Genomic DNA, 12,233 nt, shown 5'->3' on the forward strand with positions numbered 1-12,233 from the left:
CATTTTCAATTTTCCATTTTCAATTTAAGAGAGGAGGAGAAACATGCCAAACCATAATATATATGAAGATGAGTTGGAGCAGGCGGCCTTGGAATGGTTTGAAGAACTCAACTACGAAATTGCCTTTGCTCCTGATATTTCGCCCGGCGGGGATTATCCTGAACGTTCTGATTATTTCGATGTAATACTGGAGGAACGTCTGAAGGACGCCTTAAAGCGCATAAACCCGGATTTGCCCCAGGAAGCTCTTGAGGACGCCCTGCATCAAATCCTTGTGCCGCTCAATCCTGCACTAATAGACAACAATCATCTTTTTCAGAAGATGGTCACCGATGGGGTGAATGCTACCTTCAGGGCCAGTGACGGCAGAATAGTCAGCAAGCAGGTCAAGGTTTTTGACTTCGAGAAAGCAGAGAATAATGATTTTTTGGCTGTTAACCAATTTACTGTGATTGAGAACAGGATTGAAAAGCGTCCTGATGTGGTGGTATTTGTCAACGGCATTCCCCTTGTTGTCATCGAGCTTAAAAACCTGGCCAACGAGGACGTAGAAATATCTGACGCCTTTAATCAGATCCAAAACTATATAAGCACTATCCCGTCTCTCTTTACCTATAATTCCTTTGTGGTTATATCTGACGGGGTAAATGCACGGGCAGGCACAATAACTGCCGATGAAGACAGGTTCATGATGTGGCGTACTATTGACGGAGACGAGGTTGCACCTGCAGGCCGCCCACAGCTTGAGGTCTTAATCAAAGGAATGTTTGAAAAGGAACGCCTGCTTGATCTTATTAAGAACTTTGTGTTGTTCCAGACTGATGGAAAAGATACTTACAAAATTCTGGCAGGTTACCATCAATATCATGCTGTCAATAAGGCGGTTGAAAGCACTATAAGAGCTGCAATCACTGAGGGGGATCGCAAAGCCGGCGTTGTTTGGCATACCCAGGGCAGCGGCAAAAGTCTTTCTATGGTTTTCTATGTGGGCAAGCTTGTTCTTGCGAAAGAACTTAATAACCCGACAATCGTAGTGATTACCGACCGTAACGACCTTGACGACCAGCTCTTTTCCACATTTGCCAAATCAAAAGACTTATTGCGCCAGGAACCGGTGCAGGCCCAGGACAGAGCAGATCTTCGCAGACTCCTGGCGAGAGAATCGGGAGGCATAATATTCACGACCATACATAAATTTGCTCCTGAAGAAAAAGGGGACAGCGTACCTGTTCTTACAGACCGGGAAAACGTAATTGTTATTGCTGATGAAGCCCATAGAAGCCAGTACGGATTCGGAGCGGAAATTGTCAAGGGTGATACTGAAGCCGAGGTCAAATACGGCTATGCCAAATATATGCGTGATGCCCTTCCTAAAGCATCCTATATCGGCTTTACCGGCACGCCGATATCCCTTGCGGACAAGGATACCAGGGCGGTATTTGGCGACTATATCGATATTTATGATATGACCAGGGCAGTAGAGGACGGAACGACAGTACGCATTTTCTACGAAAGCCGGATTGCGAAGCTGGAGCTGCCCGATGAACTAAAGCCCGTTATTGACAGCGAATACGAAGAAATCACTGAATACCAGGAGTATACCCAAAAAGAAAGGCTCAAGTCAAAATGGTCAAGGCTTGAAGCTATTGTTGGTGCCGAGCAGCGTGTTAAAGCTATTGCCAAAGACATTGTGGAGCATTTTGAAAAGCGTCTCGCAGCCCAGGAAACAGAAGTGGGCAAAGGTATGATTGTAACCATGTCCCGGCGGATTGCGGTTGACCTTTATAAAGCCATTGTAGAACTGCGCCCGGAATGGCACTCTGACGATGTGGAAAAAGGCGTTATTAAGGTGGTCATGACCGGAAGTTCTTCTGATCCTAAGGAATGGCAGCCTTTCATCGGCACAAAAGCTACCCGGGACAGAATCGCAAAGCGCATGAAGGATAACAAGGACGAGCTGAAGTTAGTCATTGTGCGTGACATGTGGCTGACCGGTTTTGATGTTCCGAGCATGCACACCATGTATATTGACAAACCCATGCAGGGACATAACTTAATGCAGGCCATCGCCCGCGTCAACCGGGTATTTAAGGAAAAGCAGGGCGGCTTGATAGTAGATTATATCGGCATTGCAGAAAATCTGAAAAATGCTCTTAATGATTATACCGAGAGCGACAGGGAGAAGACAGGTGTTGATACTGAACTGGCAGCAGCAGTACTTCTTGAGAAGTATGAATTGATTAAGGAATTGCTTCATGGTCATGATTATCAGAAATTCTTTACCGGTTCTGCTTCCGACAGAATGGCCGCCATTGTTGAAACCATCGACTACATCATCGGGCTGCGCGAGGAAGGCAAAAACGAATATCTAAAGCTGGTCAGCGAACTTTCCAAGGCCTACTCGCTTTGTGCTACTACCGATATTGCTGAGAAATTAAATCTTGAGGTAGGTTTCCATAAAGCAGTTAAATCCGGGATCATCAAGCTCATACCCGAAAATTCCAAAAAGAAAACTGCTGCGGAGATTGAAGCCCAGCTTAACCAGCTTATATCCAAATCGATTGCCAGCAATGAGGTTATCGACGTTTTGGATGCCGTTGGGCTTAATAAGCCTAATATCGCCATACTGTCCGACGAGTTCCTGGAGGAAGTGCGCAACATGAAGCAGCGCAACCTTGCCGTCGAGCTTCTCAACAGATTGCTTAAGGGCAAGATAAAGGCATTTTCCAGGCGGAATCTTGTCCAGTCCAGGAAGTTCTCGGAGCTTTTGGAGAATGCTATCAGGAAGTACCAGAACCGCACCATTGAAACTACGCAGATTATTTTGGAACTTATACAGCTTGCCAAAGAAATCAATGAAGCTCATAAACGTGGAGAAAATACCGGTCTTACTGAAGATGAGCTGGCGTTTTACGATGCCCTTGCCGAAAATGAGTCTGCCAAAGAGGTAATGGGCGACGATATCCTCAAGCAGATAGCAAGGGATTTGACTGAGGCAATACGCAAAAATCTCAGCATTGACTGGTCTATTCGTGCCAGCGTCCAGGCAAAAATGAAGATGATTATAAAGAGACTGCTTAAGCACTATGGTTATCCGCCGGACAAAACACCTAAGGCTGTAGAAATAGTAATGGAGCAGGCCAAGCTCATGTGTCAAAACGAGAGTGCAGGGGTTAGGTATCAGTATCAGCTTGTTAAAGAAGAATTGCCAAAAGTAGCGGAAGAAAAGGGGAATTTCTGATTATGACGGGTATAAAATACGATATCTAAGGAGCCCGTGACGTTCTCTCCGAAGTATTAAAAGTATAGGAAGGGGTGAATAGAATTGCAGAATCTGAAAGGTTTTATTGACGATTTTTCTAAGGCATTAAAGGAAAATAATGCAGCCATTTTTGCTGGGGCTGGGCTTTCCAGCGGAGCGGGATTTGTGAATTGGACAGAACTGCTTAGGAGCGTTGCTGAAGAGCTTCGTTTAAAAATAGAAAGAGAACAACATGACCTGGTATCTCTTGCTCAGTATTACTGTAATGAACATGGTGGAAGAGGTAAGCTTAATCAAATTATTACCGATGAATTTCAGCGGCGGGCATCCATTACTGAGAATCATAGGATTTTAGCCAGATTGCCTATTACGACATATTGGACAACTAATTATGACACTTTAATTGAAACTGCGCTCAGGGAGAATGGTAAAAATCCTGATGTGAAAATTGACCCGGAAAATCTTGCACTAACATTAAGTGACAGAGATGCAGTTGTTTATAAAATGCATGGGGATGTAAGTCAAGTTCATAAGGCAGTAATAACACGGGATGATTATGAAAAGTATGAGCTGACGCACTCGTTGTTTACTACTGCCTTGCAAGGTGACTTGGTATCAAAGACATTCTTGTTTATAGGTTTCAGTTTTAATGATCCAAACCTGAACTATATCCTTAGCCGTATAAGAATAAGGCTCGAAGGGAATCAACGTCCGCACTATTGTTTCCTGAGAAGAATTGTAGAATCAGAATGTAACAATAAAGAGGATTATGATTATGCAAGGATAAAACAGGAATTACAGATCAACGATTTAAAAAGGTTCTCAATTAATACAATTTTAGTAGATGAATACCAAGAAATAACCAGCATTTTAAGAATGATTGAGGATTCCTTCAGAAAAAATAGCATCTTTATATCCGGAAGTGCTGAAGATTACGGCGCAATGTCTGAGGATACTGCAAAAGAACTCTTGCATGGCTTGAGTAATGAACTGGTGAAAAGAGATTACAGAGTAATTTCTGGATTTGGTCTAGGAGTAGGAAGCTATGTGATTAATGGTGCACTTGACTGTTTACAGTCAGAAAGGAAAAGCAGAATTGAAAACAACTTAGTTTTAAGACCATTTCCTCAAAAAGCAAGCGGCGGTAAGTCGCTGCCTGAACTGTGGGATTTTTATAGGAAGAATATGATTGCCGAAGCGGGCATAGCTATCTTTCTCTTTGGCAATAAAAGGGTGGACGGAAAAATTGTTAATGCTGAAGGGGTCAGAAATGAATTTGAAATAGCTTATTCAATGGGGGTCAATGTAATTCCAGTAGGTGTCACTGGTTTTCAAACAAGGATTTTATGGGAAGAAGTAATGAATGACTTTCCTAAGTATTATCCTGAGGTACAGGTGTTTAAGCCATTGTTTGAAATCCTTGGCAGTACTTCAATACCGGATGAAATTATTAATACAATAATGAAAATAATTGATGAGATAAGGAGGAGAATCTAGATGGCAAAGCGGGTGTTTTTCAGCTTCCATTATCAAGATGTAATTGATTTCCGCGCAAATGTAGTTCGAAACCATAAAACTACAAAACACGAAGGAGCAGGGTATTTTGACGCTTCCATATGGGAGGATGCGAAGAAAGAGAGTGATTTGGCATTAAAACGCTTAATAAATAGTGAACTAAAGAATACATCAGTTACAGCTGTCTTAATAGGTTCAGAAACATACTCAAGACGTTGGGTAAGATATGAAATTATGAAAAGTCTGGAAAAAGGGAATTTATTACTTGGAATTCATATTAATTCTATTGCAGGTAAAGATAAAAAAACAAAAAAACTGGGGCCTAATCCATTCGATTATCTAGCAATTGAGTTTAGCAATGATGGTCAAAAACTCAATTTGCTTGAATATAAAAATGGGAAATGGGTCAAATATAGTGACCTAGATGGATGGAGCATAAGTGGTATTAATCGGTCTGATTGGGGGAAAGCTTATAAATTATCAAAATATTTCAAGGTTTATGATTGGGTTGCAGATGATGGGTATAAGAATTTTGATAAATGGATTGAGTAAAAGCAGTTAACTCAAATATCTTGTTATTTTTTAAAAGAAATTACAGCAGCCTAAACAAAGCAATAGCACCCCGCACATCTTAAAATATATGATGTTCGGGGTGCTATTTTTTCAACGTATAGGAAAGTATAAAAATTTTTGTGGTTCTCAGCCCTTGCTAAGCAAGGGTTTTTTTCATTTTTTAACGAAAGCAGGAAGTAGTCGTTAGAAAGGTGAGAACATATGGGCCAGGATAATATCTTAACAGGAGTTATGCAGTTGGTGGAAATAAATAGAAAATGATAACTCCAAAAATATTTTTTTTAAAAAAAAGATCCTAATTTTCGACAAAAAAGGCTTGACTTTTTCGGAAAGCCCCCATAATCGCTTTGGATGGTATTTTCTACCATCACTCTAGCGATATGGGTGATGCTGATGAAGAAACTGTGTAAACCAACTTTCGAAAAAAAGGATCACGGTCAAGGTGCCGGAATCCCGGTACTCAAGACAATTTGGGATTTATTTGACCTGTCTCTGCTGTTTTCCCAGTCCGGAATACGCAAACACTCCGGAATTCCAGCGTGGCTCCTGGCTTTTGCCTACATCTGCGGCCTTGTTAATCATTCAAGTTCTGCAAATCAAAATGCTAAGTTTTCAACGGAAGCTCCATTTTTACAACAACTGCTTTCCGGGCAAATCATCTCTCAAAGTGCCTTCAGCCGGTTTCTCTCCAAGCCCTTTCAGTGGCTCCGGTTCTCTTTGGGCAGATTTGCCAGGTTACAAGAAAATACGGATAGCAGGCTGACCGACGGCGATATCATTGCCTTAGACGATACCAAAATTGAGCATCCTCACGGTAAAAAAATCCCCTTTCTCTGTTGGCTCTTTGACAGTTCGGATAAGCGCCATGTATGGTGTATTAATCTTGTGTCGACCCTGGCTATCTTAAAGAATGGTCTTGAATATCCCATGTTATGGCGCTTTTGGGTTAAAACCGGTCAGGAGAATGAAAAACAAAGCAAGCTTGATCTTGCTAAACAGATGCTCGCAGAGGCTCGTCAGCTGAACAAGGCCAGACTATGGGTAGCCATGGATCGCTGGTTTTTGTGTAAAAAGTTCCTGAACTGGCTGATGGGTCAAAATTTTGACTGGGTTACCAAAGCCAAACGTAACACAGCGCTATTCAGGAAAATCTACGACCCGGTACTAGGAAAGGAACGCTACATTAAACTTAATCCGAAGCAACTGCTGCGAGAAGTTTATTCCCAGCTTCGGGTCCTTGGCAAAGAATCGGTTCTCAGTATTCCGGACATTTACATCAAAATGCCCTATGAGACCTTAACACGCAAGGGAAAACCCATTACTAGACAACGTTTTTTACCCATAGCTGCCATTGCAGCCACTTATGAGAAGCAGGCTGTCGAGGGCAGCATAGTTCTTCCGGAGGAAGAATGCCCAGCAACCTTCAAGGATGCGTATCTCCTGATAAGCAATCGCGTAGATACGCCGGAAGAAGCTGCAACTGCCTATGTTAAACGATGGAGAATAGAAGTTTTTTACCGCACCGCTAAACAGAATCTTGGTTTAACATCTTGCTATGCTCAGTCTGAAACAGCTCATTTCGCACATGTGGAGCTCTTGTTTACAGCGAAGACCCTTCTTTGTTATGCCTCTTGGGAGTGCAATAAAGAAGGCGCCGAACAAGCCCCCTCCCTCTGCGAAGTGATAAGGTACTTCTTCAACGCCGGTTGTCGGATCCGCTGTTGCGAGCAGTTGATCCAAGTCTATTTTGACACGGCAACCCAGCGTTTTTCAAGGCTTATTGATAAATTCTGGCCACATTCTTTGGAACTTAGGTTATGGGATTGGGAAAATTATCCTGAAACTGCATAACTACTGTATCTTAAGAGAGATATTTTTTGATGAGAACAAGCATTGGGAAAAGTTTGTTAATAAATACGAAGACAGAATACGTCCTGTTGTGATAAAGGAAATCAATAAATTTAATCGATGTGGACAAAAAGAAGCAGGATTTACTCTGTTCGCATGTCCGGTATGTGGAGAAATGAAAATAGTTCCTCACACGTGTAAGGGACGTTTTTGTACATCGTGCGCAACCGGATACACCCAAGAATGGAGTCGAGAAACCAGTAAAAGAATGTATCCGGTTCCTCATCGCCACATCATGTTTACAGTGGACGAACGTTTGTGGGAAATATTTACCCGTCATAGAGAACTCTTGAAAGATCTAATGGACCTGGCAGTAAAAATACTATTAGAATGGCTGAAGAAAAGAGGAAAAGTCAAATCCGGCGCCATGGTAGGAATACATACCTTTGGAGCAAGAATGAACTTCAATCCCCATGTACATATCCTAGTAACTGAAGGTGGTTTTGACGGAGCGGGGAAATGGGTTGTTAAAGACTTTATCCCATATGTAATGCTGAGGAAAAGGTGGCAGGCGGCAGTAATGGAGATGTTGAAGAAAAAACTGCCGGAACAAGAAGTTAAACGATATAAGAAGTTGTTTCAAAAGATATGGGATGATAACCCTGAAGGATTTGTAATCTATGGTCCGCCCAATAAAAAAGGACAAGGGTCAGTAGAAGCCCAAGTAGGATATATAGGGCGGTACATGAGAAGACCTGCCATGGCGTTAAGCAGAATTGTAGACTATGACGGGGAAAATGTAACCTTTAAATACTTTGATAAAACAGAGCAAAAAGAAAAACAAGAAACCATCACCGTAGAAGAATTCATATCACGGATAATAAGGCATATACCGGATGAGCAATTTAAAACAATCCGGTATTATGGAATTTACTCCAGAAGGAGTAAAAGATTGGCTGACAAATTAATGGAAGCATACCTGGGAAGGCAGAAAAGAAGGAAAAACGGCCAAAGAGGAAAGCAACGGATAGGCTGGAGAAATAAAATAGAAGAATTCACAGGAAAAGACCCGTTAGAATGTATGAGATGTAAAGAGATAATGGAATACAAGGGGAAAGTGTGTCTAAAATCAGGGATATTGAAAGTTGTTGATGCCGTAGATGACTTTGCTAAAAAAAGACTAAAGGAGTTGGCAGGAATAGATGAGCCCAGTAAGCAGAAAAAGAAAGAAACACGCAAAGAAAAAGCCGCCTAAAGTAGGCGGCAAGGCAACCATCAAATTTGTTTGTTTGCAGTGTAACATAGAAGAAGACATTCCGAAGGAAGTGGTGGATTACTGCGATATGATGGATGACGGAGATATTTCAGTTCCACCAAGGTTTAGTTGTGAGGTTTGTGGCGGTGAGATGCGCCCAAAAGAATACTTAGGTGTGCATGGTATTAAATATGAGTTATAGGAACCAAAGAGCGCGCGACCTTGGTCGCGCTTTTTTTAGGAAATCTCCTGTCGCATTTAATGGAGCTTCAAGCCTGTAGCCTCTATTTTTCAATATCTGAAATTTAAAATCCATTAATTCCGGTGGTACATAAAGTTCCCTTGCGGCTCTGAAAAAATTCATTTCCGCGTCATTTATCAGTTTAATAACCTCATTATCAGGCAAGAGGACTTCAGCGGCGAAAATGTTTGCTTCCCTTTCCGGTTTTGATGACATATCATAGCTGATAAGCTCCTGGGCCTGGGGATTCATTTTGGCCAAATGCCTGTGGAAGCGGTCATGGCCAATTTCGTGAGCGCATACCAATCGTCTGGCAGGACTGTCCAAATCATTGTTAATGCAGATATATCGGCTCCGCCTTGTGTATATGTAAATCCCTTTAAGCTTGCCGAGCGGCCTGTAGAGAACATTAATATTAAGACAATCGGCAATCTCAAAGGGGTTCCTGGTTTTATGCTTTTGAATCAACCTCTCGGCTTCTCGTAAAATAAATTCCATACTTTTCACCCCACAGCTAATCAGTTGGTGGATTCTTGTTGCCTTTACTTTTACGGACACCATACTTTTTGGCTTTTTTCTTTGAGTCAAAGTATATTTCGGTTAATACCTCAAAAAGCGCATCTTTATCTTCATCTGATAATTCTCCGCCGGCAAATAAACATTTTGTAGTTTCAATGAATTTTTTTGCTTCGCTTTTTCCTCTCAACTTATCTTCTGCTTTTGCTTCCTCTAGAAATATTTCTTCCTTAGTCATTGCAATGCTTTCGCTATCGTCTGTCAGGAAATCTGAAGATACGTTAAAGAAACCGGCGATTTTATCAATTAGTCCTGCCTCCCGTGGAAAGCGCTCACCGTTTTCATAGTATACCATAGCGTCAATGGACTTGCGTAAATCGGTAGCGCGCCGCAGGCGAGATAAACCCGATCAATACTTGTTTCGTTCAGCATAATGGCACCAACGTACGGACGATTTCTGTAAGCAGCGCCGGATCAAAGCCGGGTTTTACTTCGATGCTGGCTACACCCACTTTAACCACCAGGGCATTATTCTGATCCATGGCTTCTCCCTCGCTGACTTCTACCGGTAGCCACTGGGTTGGCTTGATGGAAGGAGCATCTTTTTGGGTCTTATACCTCGGAGCCAATACCATAATTGCTGGGGTTTCACATTATGGGCTGCACACCACTCTTTAACGCTCTGGCCGCTGGCTCGATATTCGGCGATCCGAGTCTCCCATTCTTTTTGACGTTCGGCTTTTGTCATAAAAACCTCCATCTCGCGCCGCCGGTGCGGGCGACACAAATAGTAATGAAAACAGGTGCACACCCACCCTGATTACAGTACAATCTGTCTGAGGAGAAGGCACACTACAAAGCACGGTGAGGCGAGTTGCAGACTGCCTCTTGGCTTAAATCAGTATAAAAACCAGTGTAAGGATCGCCTTACAAGCACAAATAAGTGGTGCCATGAGGCCGCACGCTAATCATTGTTTTAACTCAGCGTTAAATGTGCGGCGATCCAGTCACTGTCTTCTCCCTCACAATTTCATTGCAAGGAGGGAGAATTCTGAGAATCGTTTATCCCATCTGTTGTGGCGTCGATGTACACAAGACATTTCTCGTCGCTACGCTCATCACAACGCAGGGTATCGTTCCGAGTTACAAAAAAAAGCGTTTTTCTACCTTTAACAAATCCATTCTGGCGTTTAAGCAGTGGCTGATTGACAACAACTGCTTTGACGTTTGCATGGAGAGCACCGGGAAGTATTATGTTCCCATATACAATTTGCTGGAGGACAGCATCCGGGTTACCGTCGCCAACCCCAAGTGGGTTGCTGCTGTTAAGGGCAACAAGGATGATGTCAAGGATTCCAAGTGGATCGGCGATCTTTTTCGCCTCGGTCTGGTTCCCGGTAGCTATTTAGCCCCCTAGAACTTTTGGAGAAAATGCACTTATATGTTAGTATTTAAGTAGGGGGTAATAAGAGTGACAAAAAATCAGTACAGTCATGAATTTAAAAAGCAAATTCTAAAAGAATGTCAGGAGACAGGCAATGTAGCCTTAGTGGCCCGAAGGCATGAGATAGCAACAACTACTATCCATACCTGGCTGAAAAACAACGACAAAGAGGTTCGGTAAAACCTCTGCCCAAAGCAAAAGAAGAACGGTACAAAGCCATGGAAAAACAGCTTAAAGAAGTAAGTACAGAAAATGATAGATTAAAACGTCTTCTTGCCGAGAAAGAATTACAATCGGCAATTCTAAAGGATTTGATGGATTGTAAAAACCCTCGGTAACCGGCAGAGTTGCCATTGCTAAGAGGTGGATTGAAAAGGGATACAACACAACTACTGTTCTCAACTCTGTCGGTCTAGCTGCATCCACCTATTACTACAACATCACAAAAGAAAGCAGAGAGGAACAAGCATTAACAAAAAAGCAGACGGGACGTAAAATACCAGGCTATTCACTGAACAAAAAGGGAGAAAAGATACCGGATGAACTTATCAAAGAATACCTTTGTGAGCTTATAACCGGCGATGGTTTTCCCTATGGATACAAAAAGCTTGGCATTTGTTTGAAAGAAGATTATAAGTTGATAATCAACCATAAGAAAGTTTACCGGCTTTGCAAAGAACTTGATATTTTACGTCCTCAACGAAAAATATATCCCAAGCGTCCTAAGAAGCTTGCTAAGCGAGAAAAAATAACAGGTCCTAAATAGCTCCCTAAAATTGGAGAATATCTACTTGATTCTTTCTCACTAACAGTAAGGCTATAATCTTCTACCAAATGGTAAATAATGCCATACAATAGTTTTAAAACGGCTGCCTATCCAACCTCACCCAATTTTAGCCGCCTTCCTTATGTTGTCAAGGGCAAGGGCTAAAGCCTGCTTCGCACCCTTGACACCAATTGCGGAAGCCTGCTTTTTCGTTGCTAAGGTTGGCTAGGAGGATAACAGTATTAGGCGATAAGAGGTTGTACTGACCCTGTGAATTGCCCTTTTGTAAAGGCCTTGTAAAACTCATTAGGAGCCATATACTTTATACCGCTATGTCTACGCCTATTGTTGTAGTAATCAATATATTCACTAATAGTCCGATATACTTCCATAAAGCTGTCAAATTCATGGCGACTGTAGCATTCATCCTCTAGGATAGAGTGGAATGACTCTATATAGGCATTCATATTAGGTGTTTTGACAGGAATTCTTTCATGATCGATATTCCATTTATCGCAAGTTTCCTTAAACAGTTTAGCAATGAATTGGGGCCCATTGTCCGTTCTTATCACCGGCATTTTCACACCGGGAGTTAAGTTACGTTTTTTAAGGGCATTTATAAGTACCCTGCAGGCATCCTTTGCTGTGGCGCTTAATCCTACATGGTAACCTACTATTGATCTATCAAATACATCTATGGCTGAAAGTTGGAAGAAAAATTGACCGGTCCCGGCAATATAGCCATATTTTATATCCATTTGCCAGAGCTAAATAGACGGCTCTCAGACATTTGCTCGTAGCCAGTCACTGTAT

Annotated in this window: 12 protein-coding genes and 2 pseudogenes; 9 read left to right on the forward strand and 5 right to left on the reverse strand. The window is 42.1% G+C overall.

Features of this window, described 5'->3' with window-relative positions; all coding sequences use genetic code 11:
- Positions 1-43: 43 nt before the first annotated feature.
- The 6 genes from BR63_RS16875 (at position 44) to BR63_RS16900 (ending at position 8,655) form a co-directional block, all read left to right on the forward strand.
- The gene (locus BR63_RS16875) at positions 44-3,241 is read left to right on the forward strand and encodes a type I restriction endonuclease subunit R (protein ID WP_034421068.1); all 3,198 of its coding nucleotides are present in this window, start codon (positions 44-46) and stop codon (positions 3,239-3,241) included.
- A gap of 84 nt (positions 3,242-3,325) precedes the next feature.
- Complete coding sequence (locus tag BR63_RS16880) at positions 3,326-4,759, forward strand: SIR2 family protein (protein WP_243270017.1); 1,434 nt, start codon at positions 3,326-3,328, stop codon at positions 4,757-4,759.
- On the forward strand, positions 4,760-5,329 hold the full coding sequence (locus tag BR63_RS16885; protein WP_034421070.1) for a TIR domain-containing protein: 570 nt from the start codon (positions 4,760-4,762) through the stop codon (positions 5,327-5,329).
- Positions 5,330-5,743: 414 nt separating this feature from the next.
- Complete coding sequence (locus BR63_RS16890) at positions 5,744-7,201, forward strand: transposase (RefSeq protein WP_243269974.1); 1,458 nt, start codon at positions 5,744-5,746, stop codon at positions 7,199-7,201.
- Positions 7,194-8,453 carry an IS91 family transposase gene (locus BR63_RS16895; RefSeq protein ID WP_420825509.1) on the forward strand — a complete coding sequence of 420 codons (1,260 nt, stop codon included), beginning with the start codon at positions 7,194-7,196 and terminating at the stop codon, positions 8,451-8,453. Before BR63_RS16890 ends, BR63_RS16895 begins: the two co-directional genes overlap by 8 nt.
- Positions 8,401-8,655, forward strand: coding sequence for a hypothetical protein (locus BR63_RS16900; protein WP_243269976.1), 255 nt, complete (start codon positions 8,401-8,403; stop codon positions 8,653-8,655). The genes BR63_RS16895 and BR63_RS16900 overlap by 53 nt, the downstream gene beginning before the upstream one ends.
- Here BR63_RS16900 and BR63_RS16905 read toward each other — a convergent pair.
- The 4 genes from BR63_RS16905 to tnpA all read right to left on the reverse strand — a co-directional run bounded on the left by BR63_RS16905 (position 8,650) and on the right by tnpA (position 9,970).
- Complete coding sequence (locus tag BR63_RS16905; protein WP_051966324.1) at positions 8,650-9,192, reverse strand: ImmA/IrrE family metallo-endopeptidase; 543 nt, start codon at positions 9,190-9,192, stop codon at positions 8,650-8,652. The two genes, BR63_RS16900 and BR63_RS16905, sit on opposite strands and share 6 nt — an antisense overlap.
- A 16-nt stretch (positions 9,193-9,208) precedes the next feature.
- Positions 9,209-9,565: a transcriptional regulator gene (locus BR63_RS16910; RefSeq protein WP_187142725.1), complete on the reverse strand. Its 357-nt coding sequence runs from the start codon at positions 9,563-9,565 to the stop codon at positions 9,209-9,211.
- A 70-nt stretch (positions 9,566-9,635) separates the two neighbouring features.
- Positions 9,636-9,845 (reverse strand): hypothetical protein, encoded by a 210-nt coding sequence (locus BR63_RS16915; RefSeq protein ID WP_243270018.1) that lies wholly within the window; start codon positions 9,843-9,845, stop codon positions 9,636-9,638.
- Positions 9,773-9,970 (reverse strand): IS66 family insertion sequence element accessory protein TnpA, encoded by a 198-nt coding sequence (gene tnpA / locus BR63_RS20045; protein WP_420825483.1) that lies wholly within the window; start codon positions 9,968-9,970, stop codon positions 9,773-9,775. Before tnpA ends, BR63_RS16915 begins: the two co-directional genes overlap by 73 nt.
- A 291-nt stretch (positions 9,971-10,261) precedes the next feature.
- On the opposite strand from tnpA, the pseudogene BR63_RS16920 reads away from it, so the two are divergent.
- From BR63_RS16920 to BR63_RS20050, 3 genes and pseudogenes are all read left to right on the forward strand, one after another.
- Positions 10,262-10,618: pseudogene (locus BR63_RS16920) on the forward strand (IS110 family transposase); the annotation flags it as partial.
- A gap of 63 nt (positions 10,619-10,681) precedes the next feature.
- The gene (locus BR63_RS16925; RefSeq protein WP_187142727.1) at positions 10,682-10,834 is read left to right on the forward strand and encodes a transposase; all 153 of its coding nucleotides are present in this window, start codon (positions 10,682-10,684) and stop codon (positions 10,832-10,834) included.
- 391 nt (positions 10,835-11,225) lie between these two features.
- Complete coding sequence (locus BR63_RS20050; RefSeq protein WP_420825510.1) at positions 11,226-11,420, forward strand: helix-turn-helix domain-containing protein; 195 nt, start codon at positions 11,226-11,228, stop codon at positions 11,418-11,420.
- Positions 11,421-11,662: 242 nt separating this feature from the next.
- Here BR63_RS20050 and BR63_RS16935 read toward each other — a convergent pair.
- Positions 11,663-12,187 (reverse strand): annotated as a pseudogene (locus BR63_RS16935) (transposase); the annotation flags it as partial.
- Positions 12,188-12,233 lie beyond the last annotated feature (46 nt).

The sequence above is a fragment of the Thermanaerosceptrum fracticalcis genome (genome assembly GCF_000746025.2).
Classification (GTDB): domain Bacteria; phylum Bacillota; class Peptococcia; order DRI-13; family DRI-13; genus Thermanaerosceptrum; species Thermanaerosceptrum fracticalcis.

Excerpts from the sequence above, each read along its gene's own strand:
- BR63_RS16875 (WP_034421068.1), top strand. The coding sequence starts at position 44 with ATGCCAAACCATAATATATATGAAGATGAGTTGGAGCAGGCGGCCTTG.
- BR63_RS16885 (WP_034421070.1), top strand. The coding sequence starts at position 4,760 with ATGGCAAAGCGGGTGTTTTTCAGCTTCCATTATCAAGATGTAATTGAT.
- BR63_RS16890 (WP_243269974.1), top strand. The coding sequence starts at position 5,744 with ATGAAGAAACTGTGTAAACCAACTTTCGAAAAAAAGGATCACGGTCAA.
- BR63_RS16900 (WP_243269976.1), top strand. The coding sequence starts at position 8,401 with ATGAGCCCAGTAAGCAGAAAAAGAAAGAAACACGCAAAGAAAAAGCCG.
- BR63_RS16905 (WP_051966324.1), bottom strand. The coding sequence starts at position 9,192 with ATGGAATTTATTTTACGAGAAGCCGAGAGGTTGATTCAAAAGCATAAA.
- BR63_RS16910 (WP_187142725.1), bottom strand. The coding sequence starts at position 9,565 with ATGGTATACTATGAAAACGGTGAGCGCTTTCCACGGGAGGCAGGACTA.
- BR63_RS16915 (WP_243270018.1), bottom strand. The coding sequence starts at position 9,845 with ATGGTATTGGCTCCGAGGTATAAGACCCAAAAAGATGCTCCTTCCATC.
- tnpA (WP_420825483.1), bottom strand. The coding sequence starts at position 9,970 with ATGGAGGTTTTTATGACAAAAGCCGAACGTCAAAAAGAATGGGAGACT.